The 16080-nt window shown below is 60.9% G+C and carries 17 protein-coding genes, 1 tRNA gene and 1 pseudogene; 14 read left to right on the plus strand and 5 right to left on the minus strand.

The annotated features are described in order from the left end of the window. The first annotated feature begins 48 nt into the window (after nt 1–48). Both nrdR and ACZ5U1_RS04910 read left to right on the plus strand, forming a co-directional pair. Nucleotides 49–510: a transcriptional regulator NrdR gene (nrdR, locus tag ACZ5U1_RS04905; RefSeq protein WP_196226215.1), complete on the plus strand. Its 462-nt coding sequence runs from the start codon at nt 49–51 to the stop codon at nt 508–510. Nucleotides 511–541: 31 nt separating this feature from the next. Continuing rightward, nucleotides 542–1333 (plus strand): annotated as a pseudogene (locus ACZ5U1_RS04910) (RNA methyltransferase); the annotation flags it as partial. On the opposite strand, the gene ACZ5U1_RS04915 reads toward ACZ5U1_RS04910, so the two are convergent. Then, complete coding sequence (locus ACZ5U1_RS04915) at nt 1330–1626, minus strand: chorismate mutase (protein ID WP_464779965.1); 297 nt, start codon at nt 1624–1626, stop codon at nt 1330–1332. The pseudogene ACZ5U1_RS04910 and the gene ACZ5U1_RS04915 sit on opposite strands and share 4 nt — an antisense overlap. Nucleotides 1627–1803: 177 nt before the next feature. Here ACZ5U1_RS04915 and rpsD point away from each other — a divergent pair, with 177 nt between their 5' ends. The 7 genes from rpsD to ACZ5U1_RS04950 all read left to right on the plus strand — a co-directional run bounded on the left by rpsD (nt 1804) and on the right by ACZ5U1_RS04950 (nt 7523). Continuing rightward, nucleotides 1804–2418, plus strand: a complete 615-nt coding sequence (gene rpsD, locus ACZ5U1_RS04920) for a 30S ribosomal protein S4 (protein WP_449472226.1) — start codon at nt 1804–1806, stop codon at nt 2416–2418. 129 nt (nt 2419–2547) lie between these two features. Further along, complete coding sequence (locus ACZ5U1_RS04925) at nt 2548–4203, plus strand: M28 family peptidase (RefSeq protein ID WP_464779614.1); 1656 nt, start codon at nt 2548–2550, stop codon at nt 4201–4203. A 175-nt stretch (nt 4204–4378) separates the two neighbouring features. After that, nucleotides 4379–4936 (plus strand): PilZ domain-containing protein, encoded by a 558-nt coding sequence (locus ACZ5U1_RS04930; protein WP_464779615.1) that lies wholly within the window; start codon nt 4379–4381, stop codon nt 4934–4936. A gap of 81 nt (nt 4937–5017) precedes the next feature. Continuing rightward, nucleotides 5018–6001 (plus strand): agmatine deiminase family protein, encoded by a 984-nt coding sequence (locus tag ACZ5U1_RS04935; protein ID WP_464779616.1) that lies wholly within the window; start codon nt 5018–5020, stop codon nt 5999–6001. After that, the gene (locus tag ACZ5U1_RS04940) at nt 6001–6354 is read left to right on the plus strand and encodes a DUF3147 family protein (protein WP_464779617.1); all 354 of its coding nucleotides are present in this window, start codon (nt 6001–6003) and stop codon (nt 6352–6354) included. Before ACZ5U1_RS04935 ends, ACZ5U1_RS04940 begins: the two co-directional genes overlap by 1 nt. Before the next feature lie 13 nt (nt 6355–6367). Then, on the plus strand, nt 6368–7216 hold the full coding sequence (gene aguB, locus ACZ5U1_RS04945) for an N-carbamoylputrescine amidase (protein WP_464779618.1): 849 nt from the start codon (nt 6368–6370) through the stop codon (nt 7214–7216). Nucleotides 7217–7232: 16 nt separating this feature from the next. Beyond that, on the plus strand, nt 7233–7523 hold the full coding sequence (locus ACZ5U1_RS04950) for a putative quinol monooxygenase (RefSeq protein ID WP_464779619.1): 291 nt from the start codon (nt 7233–7235) through the stop codon (nt 7521–7523). A gap of 10 nt (nt 7524–7533) precedes the next feature. On the opposite strand, the gene ACZ5U1_RS04955 is transcribed toward ACZ5U1_RS04950, so the two are convergent. Further along, entirely contained in the window at nt 7534–8184 is a 651-nt protein-coding gene (locus tag ACZ5U1_RS04955; RefSeq protein ID WP_464779620.1) for a uracil-DNA glycosylase, read from the minus strand. 23 nt (nt 8185–8207) lie between these two features. Between ACZ5U1_RS04955 and folK the strand changes: the two genes are divergently transcribed. Both folK and ACZ5U1_RS04965 read left to right on the plus strand, forming a co-directional pair. Further along, on the plus strand, nt 8208–8720 hold the full coding sequence (gene folK / locus ACZ5U1_RS04960; RefSeq protein ID WP_464779621.1) for a 2-amino-4-hydroxy-6-hydroxymethyldihydropteridine diphosphokinase: 513 nt from the start codon (nt 8208–8210) through the stop codon (nt 8718–8720). 44 nt (nt 8721–8764) lie between these two features. After that, nucleotides 8765–8840: transfer RNA gene (locus tag ACZ5U1_RS04965), tRNA-Lys, on the plus strand. Nucleotides 8841–8928: 88 nt separating this feature from the next. Here the strand turns inward: ACZ5U1_RS04965 and ACZ5U1_RS04970 are convergent. Both ACZ5U1_RS04970 and ACZ5U1_RS04975 read right to left on the minus strand, forming a co-directional pair. Continuing rightward, nucleotides 8929–9663 carry a TetR/AcrR family transcriptional regulator gene (locus ACZ5U1_RS04970; RefSeq protein WP_464779622.1) on the minus strand — a complete coding sequence of 245 codons (735 nt, stop codon included), beginning with the start codon at nt 9661–9663 and terminating at the stop codon, nt 8929–8931. 111 nt (nt 9664–9774) lie between these two features. Next, nucleotides 9775–10974 (minus strand): serine hydrolase domain-containing protein, encoded by a 1200-nt coding sequence (locus tag ACZ5U1_RS04975; protein ID WP_464779623.1) that lies wholly within the window; start codon nt 10972–10974, stop codon nt 9775–9777. Nucleotides 10975–11119: 145 nt separating this feature from the next. On the opposite strand from ACZ5U1_RS04975, the gene ACZ5U1_RS04980 reads away from it, so the two are divergent. From ACZ5U1_RS04980 to ACZ5U1_RS04990, 3 genes are read left to right on the plus strand one after another with little or no spacing between them, the layout of a single operon-like run. Continuing rightward, the gene (locus ACZ5U1_RS04980) at nt 11120–11632 is read left to right on the plus strand and encodes an RNA polymerase sigma factor (RefSeq protein ID WP_464779624.1); all 513 of its coding nucleotides are present in this window, start codon (nt 11120–11122) and stop codon (nt 11630–11632) included. 55 nt (nt 11633–11687) lie between these two features. Then, nucleotides 11688–12614 carry a FecR family protein gene (locus ACZ5U1_RS04985; protein WP_464779966.1) on the plus strand — a complete coding sequence of 309 codons (927 nt, stop codon included), beginning with the start codon at nt 11688–11690 and terminating at the stop codon, nt 12612–12614. Beyond that, nucleotides 12598–15027, plus strand: a complete 2430-nt coding sequence (locus tag ACZ5U1_RS04990) for a TonB-dependent receptor (protein WP_464779625.1) — start codon at nt 12598–12600, stop codon at nt 15025–15027. Before ACZ5U1_RS04985 ends, ACZ5U1_RS04990 begins: the two co-directional genes overlap by 17 nt. Before the next feature lie 163 nt (nt 15028–15190). Here the strand turns inward: ACZ5U1_RS04990 and ACZ5U1_RS04995 are convergent, their stop codons facing one another. Further along, the gene (locus ACZ5U1_RS04995) at nt 15191–16063 is read right to left on the minus strand and encodes a hypothetical protein (RefSeq protein ID WP_464779626.1); all 873 of its coding nucleotides are present in this window, start codon (nt 16061–16063) and stop codon (nt 15191–15193) included. Between the last annotated feature and the right edge of the window lie 17 nt (nt 16064–16080).

A 16080-nucleotide genomic window follows, 5' to 3' on the forward strand; every position in this document is an offset into this window, starting at 1 on the left:
CATTTCGTGTCTCGACTCATCCGGAAAATGAACGGAGCTTATTGCTGAATGCGTTGCCCCTTCTGTGCTCATGACGACAGTCAGGTAAAGGACAGCCGCCCCACCGAAGATGGTGCCGCCATTCGCCGCAGACGACAGTGCGAAGCTTGTGGAGCCCGTTTCACCACTTTCGAGCGCATCCAGTTGCGCGACATCTGGGTGGTGAAAAGCGAGGGACGTAAGGAAGCGTTCGATCGCGACAAGCTGGCTCGTTCGATCGACATCGCCTGTCGGAAGCGGCAGATCGATCCCAGCAGGCTGGAAAAGCTCATCTCCGGTATTCAGCGGCAGCTGGAAACCAGCGGCGACGGCGAAGTGCCAGCGCGCGCGATCGGCGAGATGGTGATGGAAGGCCTCAAACGGCTCGACAGCGTCGCCTATATTCGCTTCGCCAGCGTGTATAAGGACTTCACCGATGCTCAGGACTTCGAGGATTTCGCGGGCTCGGTGAAAGAGGTTGGGAGTGAGTGAGGGCAGTCAGCCCAACTTCCCATTCGCCACTTCGCAAAAGTCCTTCGATATCGAGCTGCGATAAGCTCGGCCATTTTTCAGAGCAAACGGGATAATGTCAGAGCCTTCAGCACCCCGCCCCGTCATCGTCCTCGTGCGCCCGCAACTCGGCGAGAATATTGGCAAGGCCGCGCGGGCTATGCTGAACTTCGGGCTGACCGACATGCGGCTGGTCAGCCCGCGCGATGGGTGGCCAAATCCTGATGCTGGTCCGTCGGCGGCGGGAGCCGATGTCGTGCTCGACAAGGCGGAGGTTTTTGAAAGCCTTGCCGACGCCGTCGCGGATTGTTCGCACGTTTATGCGACCACGGTACGCAAGCGGGGCGTGACCAAGCCGGTAGTGACGCCGGAAGAAGCGGCACGCGAAATTCACGAGGCTACGGGAAAGGCGGCCTATGTTTTCGGGCCGGAGCGGTCAGGGCTTGAAACGGAGGATGTGGCGCTCGCGCGCAAGATCGTGACCGTGCCGATCAATCCGGAATTCGGATCATTGAACCTGGCGCAGGCGGTCATCCTGTGCGCCTATGAATGGTCGAAACCGGCTCAGTTGGAACAGCCGACGGTCGTCGACCTTGGCAAACCGGCGCCACAGGCGGAACTGGAAGGGATGATAAACCAGTTCGAAACTTTGCTGGAAGGAGCGGGCTATTTCTTCCCGCCCGATCGGGCACCCGCGACCAAGCGAACGTTGCGGAACCTGCTGACGAAGCCCGGCTGGAACCATCTGGAGGTGCGGACGCTGCGCGGCGTACTTTCCGCCTTGAGCAATCCGCGATCACGCTAAGCCTTGAGGCGATCGAATTCCTTCATTTCATAGGCGATCGAAGCTTCAACCAACTGGTCCCACAAAGCGGCGAGAATGTCAGCGGGAACGCCTAGACGAGCAGCTTCAGCGCGAACATTGTCGATGACCTCCGCCTTACGAGCCTCGTCGCGGACGGCGCTTCTGTCTGGCTTGATACGGGCTGCCGCGCGCATGTGGGCGAAGCGTCGAGCCAGCAGCGCAACTAGCTGACGGTCGATTTCATCCACGCCGGTCCGGACTTGCGCCATGCTGGTGTAGGTTTCGGGGTCCATGGCGACGCTGACTAGGCGCGCCGAGGGCGGCTGTCGAGGGTTGACATGCCACTTTGCCTTCTCCATAGGCGCGCCTTCGTGATTGGCCCCGCACCCCGGTGAAGCGGCGGCCCTGCCCCTTTATGGCAAGCAGGCGAGGACCGGGAATGACGTTGTTAGCGATTGTAAGGAATTATCATGTCGAAGCGTTCCAGCGCGAAGTACAAACTCGACCGTCGCATGGGCGAGAACATCTGGGGTCGCCCGAAGAGCCCGGTCAACAAGCGTGAATATGGCCCCGGCCAGCACGGCCAGCGACGCAAGGGCAAGATGTCCGACTACGGCATCCAGCTCAAGGCTAAGCAGAAGCTGAAGGGCTACTACGGCGACATCACCGAAAAGCAGTTCAAGAAGAACTACACCGAAGCCGCCCGCATGAAGGGTGACACCGGCCAGAACCTGATCGGTCTGCTGGAGCGCCGCCTGGACGCCGTCGTCTATCGCGCCAAGTTCACGCCCACCATCTGGTCGGCGCGTCAGCTGGTTTCGCACGGTCACGTCTATGTGAACGGTGTGAAGTGCAACATCGCAAGCCGTCTGGTTAAGCCGGGCGACGAAATCACCCTGGGCAAGAAGGCGCAGGAAATGGCGCTGGTTCTGGAAGCACAGAGCCTGCCTGAGCGCGACATCCCTGATTATGTGTCGCCCGATGGCGCTGCCAAGGTCACCTATGTCCGCGTCCCGTCGCTGGACGAAGTGCCCTACCCGGTGAAGATGGAACCCAATCTGGTCGTCGAATTCTATTCGCGCTGATCCATCAGGGTCATAATGTACGGAAAGGCGGTCCTTTGGGGCCGCCTTTTTTGTTTGTTCAACAAACCTTGTCCCGTGGGAGGGCTGCTGGCAGAAATGCTGCGCCCTTCCCTTTTCAAGGCTGTTGCGATGCGTCTGTTTATTTCAATTTCGCTGATGGCCGTAGTTGCTGGCAGTGCCGCGGCGGCTGCCCCATCGGACATAAGTCCGTCGATCGATACCATGAAGGAAGTGGTGAAAGAAATTTCGTCGGATGCCTATGAAGGGCGGGCGCCGGGGACTGCGGGGGAGGAGAAGACGCTTTCCTATTTGGTGCGGCGGTTCGAGGCGATCGGGCTGAAGCCGGGCAACAAGGGAAGCTGGTTCCAGGATGTCCCGCTGGTCGAGATCGCGGCGAAGAATGTTTCGCCGCTGCGTTTCACTGGCGGCAAGGGGCCGGTTTCGGCCGATTATGGATCACAGATGGTGATCGCCACATACCGCACGGCTGCGCCGCATATCGAGGTCAAGGATAGCCCGGTCGTATTCGTCGGCTATGGCATCAAAGCGCCCGAAAAGAAGTGGAACGACTATGCCGGGGCGGATGTCCGAGGCAAGACGGTCATCATTCTGGTCAACGATCCGGATTATCAGAGCCCGAGCCTGAGCGGGCCGTTCAACGGCCGCGCCATGACCTATTATGGCCGTTGGACCTATAAGTTCGAAGAGGCCGCGCGGCAGGGCGCGGCGGCCGCGATCATCGTTCATGACACTATGCCCGCCGCCTATGGCTGGAACGTCGTTCAATCGAGCTGGACCGGGGCGCAGCATGTCGCGGACAGCGCAGATGGCAATGCGAAACAATCGGCGGCTATTGGGTGGATGCAGAAGGACAAGGCTGCGGCGCTGATGGCGAGTGCGGGTCTTAATCTGAATAGATTGAGCGCGGCGGCGAAGAAGCGCGGGTTCAAGGCGGTGCCACTGAAAGGCATCAAGGCGAACGTTTCCTTTGACAATGCCATCCGCAAGCACATGTCCAAGAATCTCGTGGCTCTGCTGCCGGGCAAGACCCGGCCTGATGAATATGTGCTCTATGCGGCGCATTGGGACCATCTTGGCCGCTGCGAAGCCGCGCCCGATGGCGACGACATCTGCAACGGCGCCATCGACAATGCGACCGGGACCGCAGCGCTGGTTGCGCTGGCGGAGGCGAATGTGAAAGCGGGGCCGAGCGCGCGTAGTCAGGTTTTCCTGGCGGTGACTGCGGAGGAGTCCGGGCTTCTGGGATCAGCCTATTATGGGGACCACCCCGTCTTTCCGCTGAAGCAGACAGTGGGCGGCGTCAACATGGACGCGCTCAGCATGGCAGGGCTGGCGAAAAACGTCGTGGTGATCGGCAAGGGCAAATCGCAGTTGGACGCCTATCTGGATCGTGCCCTGGCCGCGCAGAAGCGTGTAGCCAGCCTGGAGCCTACGCCGGAAAAAGGATTCTACTACCGATCCGACCATTTCAGTTTCGCCAAACATGGCGTGCCGATGCTCTATTTCGAAGGTGGGCAAGACCTGGCGAAGGGCGGGATTGAAGCGGGCGCCGCAGCGGCCAAGGATTATGAGGACCATCGTTACCACAGCCCAAAGGACGAATATGATCCAAAATGGGACTGGAGCGGCGTGAAGGCTGACCTAAAACTTTATTACGAGGTTGGCAGGGCATTGGCGAACACCACCGAGTGGCCGAACTGGATGGCAGGGGACGAATTCCGCGCTATCCGGGACGAAAGTCGAGCCAGCCATCAGCATCATTGAGCGCGACCGACGCGCTATTTTCTGTCCGATCCGACGCAGAATATCGATCTGCGCGCGCTCGCCCCATTATCAAATTAGGCCAGCCAGTTAATTGTTTCCCTTACGGAAACTTGATCCCTATGACCAAAGGGTCCGAAGAATCGGAAACGTAACGATAAAAAAATGGGGATGGGTCGTGGAAGTCAATAAGTCAGTCACAATCTTGCATGTGGGCAAGTTGGTGACGGCGCACAAGGAATGCCTGTGCGTCGTCCATTCACTGTCACCGCGTGAAGCGCTCGTGCGAACAAGTCTGCCAATGAAGGCGGGCGAGAGCGTCAACCTGGGCCTGCGCAACGGGTTTTCCGTTTCGGCGGTCGTCGGCATGAACATGGGCGATCATGTGTCGTTGCTGTTCGAAGAGCATATCGCCATATCGACCATCATCGCGGAACAAAGGCAGGGCCGCAGCGAGCGGGAAGCAGTCCGGCTGAACATTGTCATGCCGGTCACCGTGGCGACGATCACCGGCATGCATTCCTGCACTATGCAGGACATTTCGCTATTTGGGATCAAGCTTCTCGACGAAGCGGATCAGCTGCGAGAAAACATGAAGGTGCAGGTGATCGTCGAAGGGCTCGGAAAACGGGACGCCACAGTCCGCTGGCGTGAGGATGATTATGTGGGACTGAGTTTCGAGGTAGCCTTGGGATTCAAGTTGCTCGATCAGTGGACCGCGCAGATAATGGGCTGACGCCGTTGAATTTGGCGCTGTCACACCGACCTCAATCCTGTAGAGCGCAGGGGACAACGCCATCTCAGCAGGAGAAAGCCGATGACATTCCGTATGCCTGCCGAATGGGCGCCGCATGAATGGACCTGGATCGGCTTTCCCACTTATCCGGAGGAATGGCCGGACGCGTTCGAAGATGCGCGGGTGCAGATCGCTGCCTTTGCCCGGGCGCTTCATGCCGATGGCAAGGGCGAAGAAGTGCGGCTGGTCTGCGCCAACGAGGGCGACGCGGAAGTGGCGCGATCGCTGGCTGGACCGGATGTGACGATCGTCGTCCAGAAGCTGGGCGACGTATGGCTGCGAGACACAGCGCCGATCGCGGTGATGCGCGGAAGCGAGCGGGCTCTGGTCGATTTCGGCTTCAATGGCTGGGGCGGCAAATATCAGATGTCGGGCGATGAAGATATCGGTGCGCGTCTGGCCGCGACCACCGGGTTGGCGACATCCTCGCAGCATTGGATATTCGAAGGTGGCGCCATCGACACGGATGGCACTGGCCTGTTCGTGACGACCGAGCAATGCCTGCTCAATCCCAATCGCAACCCTGACCTGGATCGCGGAAAGATCGAAACGCTGCTGGCGGGATCGCTGGGGCTATCCGACATGCTGTGGCTGGGCGACGGGTTGCTGAACGACCATACGGACGGCCATGTGGATAATCTGGCGCGCTTTGTCGCGCCGGGTGTGCTCGCGCTGCCCGAAGCAAGCACGGATGATGATCCGAACGCCGCCATCTATGCCGATGCCCGCGCCCGCGCAAAGGCGTTCGGCATCGAGGTGGCGTCCATCCCCTCCCCCGGCCGCGTGCTGGTGGATGGCGAAGCGATCCCCGCCAGTTACATGAATTTCTACATCGGCAACGCTGCCGTCATCGTGCCCGTCTATGGCCAGCCCAATGATCAGGCGGCGCTGGCCACGATCAAGTCGTTCTTCCCCGATCGCGAGATCATCGGGCTCCGCAGCGACGCCATCCTGTCGGGCGGCGGCAGTTTCCATTGTTGCAGCCAGCAGATGCCGTCCGCGTGATGAGCGGGATGCTGGCGATACGCGCGCTTTTGTCGGGCGTCATCATCGCCATCGTGTCTGTCGTATCCCGGCGCTACCCGGCGCTTGGCGCGTTGATCGCGTCCCTGCCCCTGATTTCGGTTCTGGGGATGATATGGCTGTGGAATGACAAGCCAGATGCAGAGAATATGGCGCGGCATGCGGAGGCGACCTTTTACTATGTCCTGTCGTCCCTGCCCATGTTCCTGATGATCCCCGCGCTGCTGCGGCGGGGCATTTCCTTTCCCCCAGCATTGATCGCCGGTTGCGCAATGACGATCCTTCTCTATCTCGCAACCGTCGCCGTCACCGCCCGGTTGGGCATTCGCCTCTAGGACCATCGAGGATATGACCAAAGTCACCGTTGCCGCCCTTCAACTCGCCTTTTCAGAGGATCTGGTCGACAATGTCGCCATGGTGTCCGACCATGTGGTGAAGGCAGCGGCACGAGGTGCGAAGATCGTCCTACCGCCCGAACTGTTCGAAGGGCATTATTTCTGCAAGGTTGAGGATGAGGCCCTGTTCGCCAATGCCAAGCCGATCGGCGAACATCCCGCCGTGGCCGAGATGCGCAAGGTGGCAAAGGCGGAGCGCGTCTACATTCCCACCAGCTTTTTCGAACGCGACGGCCAGCATCATTATAATTCGCTCGCGATGATCGACGATGAAGGCGAGATTATGGGCGTCTATCGCAAGAGCCATATTCCGGACGGCCCGGGTTATGAGGAAAAATATTATTTCCGTCCCGGCAACAGCGGGTTCAAGGTTTGGGAGACGCGCTACGGCACGATCGGCGTCGGCATCTGCTGGGACCAATGGTATCCGGAAGCGGCGCGGGTCATGGCGTTGATGGGGGCCGAACTGCTCTTCTACCCTACCGCGATCGGATCTGAACCCTATGATGCGGATCTGGACACTAGCCGCATGTGGCGCCGGGCCATGATCGGCCATGCCGTCAGCAATTGCATGCCGGTCATCGCGGCGAACCGGATTGGCGACGAGGAAGGTCAGAAATTCTACGGCCACAGTTTCATCAGCGATGAGTGGGGCGATTTCGCGGCGGAAGCCGATGCCAAGGATCATGGCGCTCTGGTCGCTACGATCGATCTCGCCCAGGCGCGCAAGCATCGGGCCGGCATGGGGTTCTTCCGCGACCGGCGACCGGAGCTTTATTCCCGGATCGCACAAGACATTTGATTGGGAGAATGACGCCATGACGGTCGCACGCCATTATGTGATGCACGCAAAAGAAGGATCGGACGCGGCGCTGGAAACTGCCCTTCGCGCGCTTGCCGCCGCCGTCCGGCCGCTGCCGGGTTGCGAGGGTGTCGAGATGCTGCGCGACCTGGGGAATGAACGCCGCTTCGTTTTTATCGAGCGCTGGGCTGATGTCGAAGCGCACAAGGCGGCGGGACCGATGCTGGACAAGGGGCTGTTCGGGCCGATGATGGCCGCGTTGGATGGGCCGCCGGAAGGCGCCTATCTCGACTATCTGATAAGCTGAACGGTCGGCGTCAGAGCAGCGCCACTGCCCTTTCGAAAACGGCCGCAAACATCTCATTCGTCAGGCGGCCGGTCATTATGTTTCTTTGGGAACAGTGATAGCTGTCGAGGACGATCTTGCCGCTGGGCATGCGATGTTCCGCCATATGGGCGAAGCGCGCCTTTGGGAGCTTGCCGCCCAGCACCTTCACGACCGATTGATGCGCGATTTCGCCAAGCGCGATGAATATCCGTGCGTTGGGCAGTGCTTCCACGGCGGACTTCAGGAATATGCGGCAATTATGTGCTTCCTGCGGCACGGGCTTATTCTGGGGCGGGAGGCATTTCACGGCATTGAGGATGATGGCGTCGTTCAGGACGAGCTGATCATCGGGCCGTGCCTCATAGACGCCTTGGGCCAGACCGACATTCAGCAGCGTCGCGAAGAGAAGATCGCCAGCGAAATCGCCCGTGAAGGCCCGGCCGGTGCGATTGGCCCCCTGCTTGCCCGGAGCCAGGCCGACGATGACGATGCGGCCGAGCGGATCGCCAAAGGCAGGCACCGGGGCGTTCCACCAGTCTGGATGCTGGGTCCGGCATTCTTCGCGCAAAGCGACGAGGCGCGGACAGAGCGGGCAATCGCGCGGAGCTTCCGCATGAGCTATGGGGCTTTGCAGCGTCATGCGTAGCGGTTAGGCGCAGTGCGATGGTCAAGACAAGCACTCTTCATCTTTACGCGCTCGCACTCGGGTCAAACCGGCCGCTGTCGGGGAAGCGGACGCCGAAGATACTGGTGCAGGAAGCTGCGGCCCGCTTGCAGCGGGTTGGCCGGGTGCTTGCGATGGCGCCGACATTGACGTCATCGCCGATCGGGCCTTCGTTGCGGGAATATGCGAACAGCGCCTTGTTGATCGAGAGCGATCTGCCACCGAAGGCAATGTTGAGCGCGCTCAAGATGATTGAAGCGGGACTCGGTCGGCGCCGCCATCGCCGATGGGGAGCGCGCAGCATCGATATCGATATCATCCTCTGGTCCGGCGGGCGCTGGGAATGCAGGACGTTGGACATTCCGCACCCCGCATTTCGGGCGCGCGATTTCGTGCTGTCACCGCTTTGCGCGATCGCACCGGGGTGGCGCGATCCGGTTTCCGGCCTGTCCATCCGGCAGCTGCGGGCAAGGTTGCGAAAAGCACAAGTTTTGCTGCGTCCTAGAGGTTGACCAGTCGCATAACGGCCTCTAGTGCGTGCGGACCTCGCACGAGAGGGCCCTTAGCTCAGTCGGTAGAGCAACTGACTTTTAATCAGTAGGTCGCTGGTTCGAATCCAGCAGGGCTCACCATTTTCCGCCATCCCCCTCTCCCCCAGACCCAAGGGGAAATGCTTGGTCGATGGTGGCCGTCTCTGCCTCGTGAACCGAAAGCAGAAGTTTAAGCGGCTATCGCCTTTGCGCTATGGGGCACGGGGATCGCGTCCGCGCCCCGTTCAGCGATGTCCTTGAGAAGCGTCTCTACATCCTTGCGGGCATTGCCCTTCAGTGCGCCTGAGAGGCAGCCCAGATAGCTGCTGACGAGCCGGACGATGACTTCATCGTCACCGATGCGGCCCTGCGCCCATTCGTTGATCGTCGCGAATTCGAACCGCACCAGATCATCGACAAGCTTATCGACATCGACCCATGGCTGAAGCTGCTTTTTTGCTTCGAGCGCTGCGATCCAGCTGCGATTATGGTGGACGGCGGGCGCGTGGATGGCGGTCCAGATATCCTGGTCGACATCGGAGCTGAAATAGAGGGACATGACCGCCTTCACGTAATTCCGCAGCTTTGCGTTACGTTGAAGGACGGAAATCATGCGTTCGATATTATGCTCCATCGTGCCAGGGGCGCTGACATAGGAGAGATTGCTCACATATTCGTCGAAATATTCCTGGATCGCCGCCGCGATCATCCGTTCCCGCGTCTGGAACGCATTATAGAGCGTCCGCTTTGCAACGCCCGCGCGGTGCCCGATCTCATTCATGCTGAAGGCGGCGATGCCCTGTTCAGCGATTAGTTTTCGCGTTTCTTGCAGAATGCGCTTGCGCCGTTCGATGATGGCGGGGCTGGAATAGGTTTGCGGGCGATCGCCTACATCCTTCAGCATCGGCTTACCCTTGGCGGTCAATCTCGTGCCTCATTATGTGCATTTCACCCCCGCTCACCAGCATAGCGGCAATGCATGAAGGTGCAAATTTGGCTTTCGGCCCGAATGCCACACGAAGCCGATCTCATCTGCTCAGGCCTTGCGTGCCGCAATCGCTGCCCGCACGCCATCGCGCAGTTCCCAGCGGATCGGATAGCTGGTCGACGGCAGATGCTGGGTCATTAGCAGCCCGATGATTTTTTCCATGGGGTCGATGAAGAAGAAGGTGGAGAATAGGCCTCCCCAAAAATATTCTCCGGTCGCAAGGTCAGTGGCCAGGCCCAGCCCGAAGCCTACCCCCGCATAATCCGCCTCGCTGAACAAGGACAAGGAATGGCGGGCAAGATCGCCCCCGCCTGGAAGGTGATTTGCATACATGGCGGCTACGGTCTGCGGTTCGAGCAAGCGCGTTCCGTCCAGTTCACCGCCCCGCAACAGCATCCGGGCAAAGCGATGATAGTCGTTCACGGTCGATATGAGCCCGCCTCCGCCGGAGCGCAGCTTCAAACTTCGTCGCCAACCGCTGCGGGCGCCACGATCGTAGAGCGACAGGTCGCCGTCGGCGCGCAGCTGCCATGCGTCGGTCATTCGTCCCACCTTGTCGCGGGGCAACTCGAAGAACGTGTCGGTCATCCCGAGTGGACGGAAGATGCGCTGAGTGAAGAAGCTGTCCAGATCAAGGCCGCTCAACCGTTCGACCACCACGCCCAGAACATCGGTTGCGACCGAGTAATTCCAGCGTTCTCCGGGCGAAAATTCCAGAGGCAGTTGGGACAATGCCGCGATGAACTCTTCGGAACTGCGCTTCTGCTGAAACTCGTCCAGTCCGAGCCGACGATATTCGGCGTCGATCATCGTCTGCCGCTGGAGGCCGTAGGTCAGCCCAGATGTATGGCGCAGCAGATCGATCATTCGCATCGGCTGCCTTAAGGGCGCCCGATCTCGTCCCACGGAGAGCTTTGCAAATTCCGGCAGGACATCCGTCACGGGATCGTCCAGCGCGACCAGTCCCTGTTCGACCAGCATCATGAAAGCGACCGATGTGACCGGCTTCGTCATCGACGCGATCCGGAACAGGGAGTCTCCTTCAAGGGGTTCATGGCTGGCGCGCGCGAAGCCGCTGATATGCGACAGCAGAACCCGCTCATCGCGTGACACAAGCAGACGCAAATGAGGCAGCTTGCCTGTCGCCACATATTTTTCGTGCAGCGATGTGGCAAGCAGCTCCAATTTTTGCGGGTTCATGTCCGTCGCTGTAGCTGCCCCTACGTCAACCTGCGTGGTCGCCTGCATCCTGCCTCCGGTTACTCACCCGATTTGTGCTAGAGTAGTGGCGCGTCGAGGACAATGCCGACGGGGGCAGTTCGCTTGTCCATTGCCAAAGACCTGTTGAGCCCTCTATTTCAGGCGCCCTCACCTGCACTGGACCTACAACGGCATGGCCAGCGGCCTATCTGCGATATTTCTGACGAACCGGGGAGCGCTGCTGCGCTTCCTGCGCGCGCGTGGCGCGGGGGATGATGCAGAAGACCTGCTTCAGGACATGTGGATGAAGCTGGAAGCGAGGGATGTTGGTCCGGTCGCTGACCCCCTGCCCTATCTGTATCGCGCGGCCAACAATCTGATGCTGGACCGTTATCGTTCCAGCACGCGCCGGGGAAAGCGGGAGCATGATTGGGCGGAGAGCGCTGGCGGCGTCATGGCCGATCCGGGCGAGGACATGGCCGTTGATGAGCGGCTGATCCTGGCCGAGATCGTGGAGAACGCGCAGGAGGTGCTACGCGAACTGGGACCACGTGTCGAACTGGTGTTCCGTCGATTTAGGATCGAAGGAGTCGGGCAGCGAGTGATCGCCGAGGAACTGGGGGTCAGCCTGACGACGGTGGAGAAGGACTTGCAGAAGGCTTATCGCGCGCTGACCGTCCTCAAGCAGAGGCTGGATACGGAATGAGCGGCACTGCGGCGTCTCGCCCGGTAAGGGGCAATATATGACCGGGGCGAATGCCATGCTTCATGAGGAGGCGCTCGGATGGGCCATCCGCACGCGCGATCCCGATTTTGCTGAATGGGACGCCTTCACCATCTGGCTGGAGGCTGATCCGGCGCATGCAGCAGCCTATGATGCCGTGATGGCGGCGGATGCCGGACTGGCTGCCATCATGTCGGCCCCCGAAGCCAAGCCTGCCGCCGCAAATGATCCGGGAACGCCGGGATCGCGGCCGGGACGCTGGATTGCGGGAGGCGCGATAGCCGCAGCAATCGTGGCGGCCGTCTCCATCGGCAACTGGACGAGGAGCGACATCTATACCGTGACCACCCGTCCGGGTGAGGTGCGCAACATCGTCCTGGACGACGGCACGCGCATAGACCTGAACGGTGGTTCGACGCTGCGCCTCGATCACGAGAATGATCGCTTCGCCGCACTCGATGGGGGCGAGGCGGCCTTCACCGTGCACCATGACAGCAGTGATCCGTTCCGGGTAACCGTGGACAAAGCCGTGTTCGAGGATGCGGGCACCATCTTCAACATCGTCCATAGCGGCAATGCGACACGGATCGGCGTTGCGGAGGGCAAGGTCATCTTCGATCCGCAAGGACAGGCCATCACCCTTCCCGCGGGCCGAGGGCTGTCGAGCGATGCAACCGGCGTCCGGCTGATGACCATCGCGCCCGATAGCGTGGCCAGCTGGCGCGAGGGGCGGCTGAGTTACGACAATATACCGGTGGCGCAGATCAGTGCGGACATCGCTCGATCGCTAGGGGTTAAGCTGGATACGACGCCTGCGGCAGGCGGTACGCGGTTTACGGGCACGATCCGGCTGGACAAAAACCTGCCGCGCTTTTTCGCAGCCGCCGCCCCGCTGATGGGTCTTTCGGCCGTGCGGCAAGGTGACGGATGGCTGCTGAAGGAAAAGGATGGCTCGATCCGCTGACGTCCTTATCGTCACTGCCTTAGCCGTTGCAGCCACATCCCCGGCGAACGCTGCGGACAGGCAGATGATCAGCATCCCCCCGTCGCGGCTGAGTGAGGCTGTCGTTGCGCTTGGCCGTCAGACGGGCGCCTCCATCGGCATGTCGGACCAGTCGCTTGCGGGGCTTGCCACGCCTGCGATCGAAGGCCGTTTGTCGGTTGAGACGGCGCTGCGCCGACTGCTGCGCGGGACCAATGCTCGTGCCGAGCGGATAAATGGCAGCACTTGGCGCATCGTCCGTCTGCCTTTGACGCCTGCGCGCGCGGCTGCCGATCGCGCCAAGTCAGCAATTCCCGAGCCGCCACCGCCCGCCGAGATCGTCGTCACCGCCTCCAAGCGCGACGTCCCGTTGCCGCGCTATCCCGGCGTCGTGGAAACCTTGGATTATGCCTCGCTCACCAGCGCAGAAGGTGCGGCCGGCACCTCAACTCTGCTGAGCCGTGTCGCCAGCCTGAGTTCCACCCATGCAGGTCCGGGTCGGAACAAGCTGTTCCTGCGCGCTATCGCCGATTCTGCCGTCGCTGGTCCGACGCAGGCGACCACAGGGCAATATCTTGGCGACATGCGCCTCAACTATGCAGCGCCTGATCCCGACCTGCGCCTTTACGACATGCAGGGCGTCGAAGTGTTGGAAGGGCCGCAGGGCACGCTGTACGGCGCGGGGTCGCTGGGCGGGATCATTCGTCTGGTGCCCAATCCCCCCAATCTCGCACGGATCGGCGGGCAGCTATCCACAGGCCTCAGTATCACTCAGCACGGCGATCCGGGTGGGGATGTTTCCGCGATGTTGAACGTTCCGGTCGTTCCGGAACGGCTGGCGCTGCGCCTTGTCGGCTACGGCGTTCGCGAGGGCGGTTATATCGATGATCTCCAGCGCCGACGCAATGACGTCAATCGGACGGATATATATGGTGGCCGCGCCGCCCTGCGTTATGCGCCCAATGAGGATTGGGTGCTTGATCTCACGGGGCTCTACCAGCGGATCGACGGGGATGATGCGCAATATGCGGATCGGACGGCGGGTCCCCTCGACCGGAGGTCCAGCTTGGCGCAACCATCGTCCTCCGACTATGCGCTCGGCAATGTGCGTGTCGAAAGGCAACGGGATGACCTGCGCTTCGTGTCATCGACCGGCTATGTCCGCAACATTCTGACCGAAAGCTATGACGCGACGCAGCCCTACACGCCGCCTGCGCTCTTCACCCAGCACAATCGGGTTTCCATCTTTTCGACGGAAAACCGCCTGACGCGGGACAGGGAAAATGGTCTCGGCTGGATCGTCGGCCTCTCTTATCTGGAAAGCATATCGCAGCTGAGCCGGTCGCTGGCTTCCTTCGGCTCCGGCTTCGTGGGGGATGAGATTATTCCCGGCCTCCCGCTTTACGGCAGCGGCACTCCAGCGATTGCGACGGGGGTTCGCAATCGCATCCGGGAAGCGACGATCTTTGGCGAGACGTCCTTTGAGCCCGTGGTCGGGCTGGTCGCCACCCTGGGCGGTCGATTGACGAACAGCAGCCTGTCAGGCGAGGCAGTCGATCCCGTCGCCCTGCTGGCCCGTGCCGATATAGCGCGAGCAGAAGCGGAGGCGAAGCGGCATGAGACGATCTTCCTGCCGTCCCTTTCCCTGCTGAGCGATGCGATTTCGGGCCTGACGCTCTATGCCCGCTATCAGCAGGGCTTTCGACCGGGCGGGCTGGCAGTGGATGACCAGCATGTGATGCGGTTCAGCAACGACCGGGCATCGACGCTGGAGTTCGGGTTCCGCAAGCGCGTTTCCGGTGACGATCTGGTCGCGATCAGCGGGAATTTCGCCTATACAGACTGGCGGGATATCCAGGCCGATGTGATCGACAGGATCGGTCTGCCCGCGACGGCCAATATCGGTGACGGACGCATCTTTACCGTCGAAGGCCGCATCGTTGTGCGGCCCCTCCCGACGTTGAGCATCGATGGCAGTTTTATTTATAATGACAGTCGGCTCAAAAAGGCCGCGCCCTATGTCCGGGCACTGGTGGCCGCAGACGAATCGATGACGTTGCCCAATGTCGCCAACCTTGGTGCGCGGATCGCGATCGACTATCGAACCCGGCTAAGCGGCAGCATGACCCTGCACCTGAATGGGTCCGCCAGATACATCGGCAAATCGCGGCTGGGCGTTGGTCCTGTCCTTGGGCGCGACCAGGGCGATTATGTCGATACGGCGGTGAGCGCGAGCATTTCGCGTGGGCCGCTGCAATTCTCGCTGTCGCTCAGCAATCTGTTGGACAGCCGCAGCAATCGCTTTTCGCTGGGCACGCCATTTAATCTGCGCGGCGATTATGTGACGCCGATGCGTCCGCGAACGCTAAGGATTGGAATGGACTTCGCTTTTTGACGCCAGCGGTTACGGCAAAGATCCTATGGTGACGTCATGCCAATGAACGCTGGCGGGCGCCCACCCCTCCTTTGCCCGCCAGACCTGCCATGAGGCCGTCTCGTCCCCCGGGACAGCCTTGTGGACGGGACGCCGCTTGCTCCTCAGGCGGCGTCCCATTCGTTCAAGGGTGGACGGCGAAATCGAAAATTCGTGCAGAGCCTGTGCCATTGCCCCACATGCCCGGGCCAGCGCCCGCGCTTACCGAATAGAGGAAGCCATATTCACCTGTGGGCAAGTCCGATGAGGGGGTGACCTTGAACACTCCGGGCGTCACCTGTTCATAGTCGAAGGGGATGCGGTCCTTGTCCATCACCCCTGCCTTCGCGCCTGCCAGGTTCATGCTGCCCACCCGTGTTTCGCGACGATCCTTCTTAACTTCGAATCGGATGAGGCTGAATTCATTGGGAGAAGTGATGGCGCTTGCCGGACCCGACAGCCACAATGACCCACCGCCGGACTGGGAAAGACCGCGCGTCGCCTCATCGAAGTAGAAATAGAATGCCGGGCGCGTTCGGCCGGTGCGCACCCGTGCGGTGATGTTCGGGATGACCGCCTTGATGCTGAGCGAAGCGATGCCGCCCGTAAAGGCATAGCCCAATATGCCGCCGGTCTTGCTTTGGTTCGACGTCGTGGGATCGATCCGCACCATGCGCGCGTCGGTCGCCAGATAGACGCCGGATGGGTGCGGGACCAGTGGGTCAGGCGAGTCAGCGGAGAATACAGCCTTGGACGATACCGCGCCTTCAGCGCCGGATTGGATCATGGCTGCAATGACCGGGCCGGACACACCGCGCTTTTTCAGGGCGATCAGATCGTCAGTCGACAGAGCGTAATGACCGGCGGATGCCCTGATCTTGGCGATCACGGCGTCATCGCCCAACCCCGCCTGAACAAGTGAAACGACCATGTCGTTGGTCAGCGTTTCGGCCTGCACATTCAGCGGCACGCAGGCCGCCAATAGCGCAAGTCCCGCGATCAGCCCGCGTAAATTCATGTCTTACCCCCTGTGGA

It is taken from the genome of Sphingobium sp. TomTYG72, from assembly GCF_055394715.1.

Excerpts from the sequence above, each read along its gene's own strand:
- ACZ5U1_RS04995 (WP_464779626.1), bottom strand. The coding sequence starts at position 16,063 with ATGAATTTACGCGGGCTGATCGCGGGACTTGCGCTATTGGCGGCCTGC.
- aguB (WP_464779618.1), top strand. The coding sequence starts at position 6,368 with ATGACCAAAGTCACCGTTGCCGCCCTTCAACTCGCCTTTTCAGAGGAT.
- ACZ5U1_RS04990 (WP_464779625.1), top strand. The coding sequence starts at position 12,598 with ATGGCTCGATCCGCTGACGTCCTTATCGTCACTGCCTTAGCCGTTGCA.
- rpsD (WP_449472226.1), top strand. The coding sequence starts at position 1,804 with ATGTCGAAGCGTTCCAGCGCGAAGTACAAACTCGACCGTCGCATGGGC.
- ACZ5U1_RS04925 (WP_464779614.1), top strand. The coding sequence starts at position 2,548 with ATGCGTCTGTTTATTTCAATTTCGCTGATGGCCGTAGTTGCTGGCAGT.
- ACZ5U1_RS04955 (WP_464779620.1), bottom strand. The coding sequence starts at position 8,184 with ATGACGCTGCAAAGCCCCATAGCTCATGCGGAAGCTCCGCGCGATTGC.
- ACZ5U1_RS04950 (WP_464779619.1), top strand. The coding sequence starts at position 7,233 with ATGACGGTCGCACGCCATTATGTGATGCACGCAAAAGAAGGATCGGAC.
- ACZ5U1_RS04915 (WP_464779965.1), bottom strand. The coding sequence starts at position 1,626 with ATGGACCCCGAAACCTACACCAGCATGGCGCAAGTCCGGACCGGCGTG.
- ACZ5U1_RS04975 (WP_464779623.1), bottom strand. The coding sequence starts at position 10,974 with ATGCAGGCGACCACGCAGGTTGACGTAGGGGCAGCTACAGCGACGGAC.
- nrdR (WP_196226215.1), top strand. The coding sequence starts at position 49 with ATGCGTTGCCCCTTCTGTGCTCATGACGACAGTCAGGTAAAGGACAGC.
- ACZ5U1_RS04980 (WP_464779624.1), top strand. The coding sequence starts at position 11,120 with ATGGCCAGCGGCCTATCTGCGATATTTCTGACGAACCGGGGAGCGCTG.
- ACZ5U1_RS04985 (WP_464779966.1), top strand. The coding sequence starts at position 11,688 with ATGCTTCATGAGGAGGCGCTCGGATGGGCCATCCGCACGCGCGATCCC.
- ACZ5U1_RS04935 (WP_464779616.1), top strand. The coding sequence starts at position 5,018 with ATGACATTCCGTATGCCTGCCGAATGGGCGCCGCATGAATGGACCTGG.
- ACZ5U1_RS04940 (WP_464779617.1), top strand. The coding sequence starts at position 6,001 with ATGAGCGGGATGCTGGCGATACGCGCGCTTTTGTCGGGCGTCATCATC.
- folK (WP_464779621.1), top strand. The coding sequence starts at position 8,208 with ATGGTCAAGACAAGCACTCTTCATCTTTACGCGCTCGCACTCGGGTCA.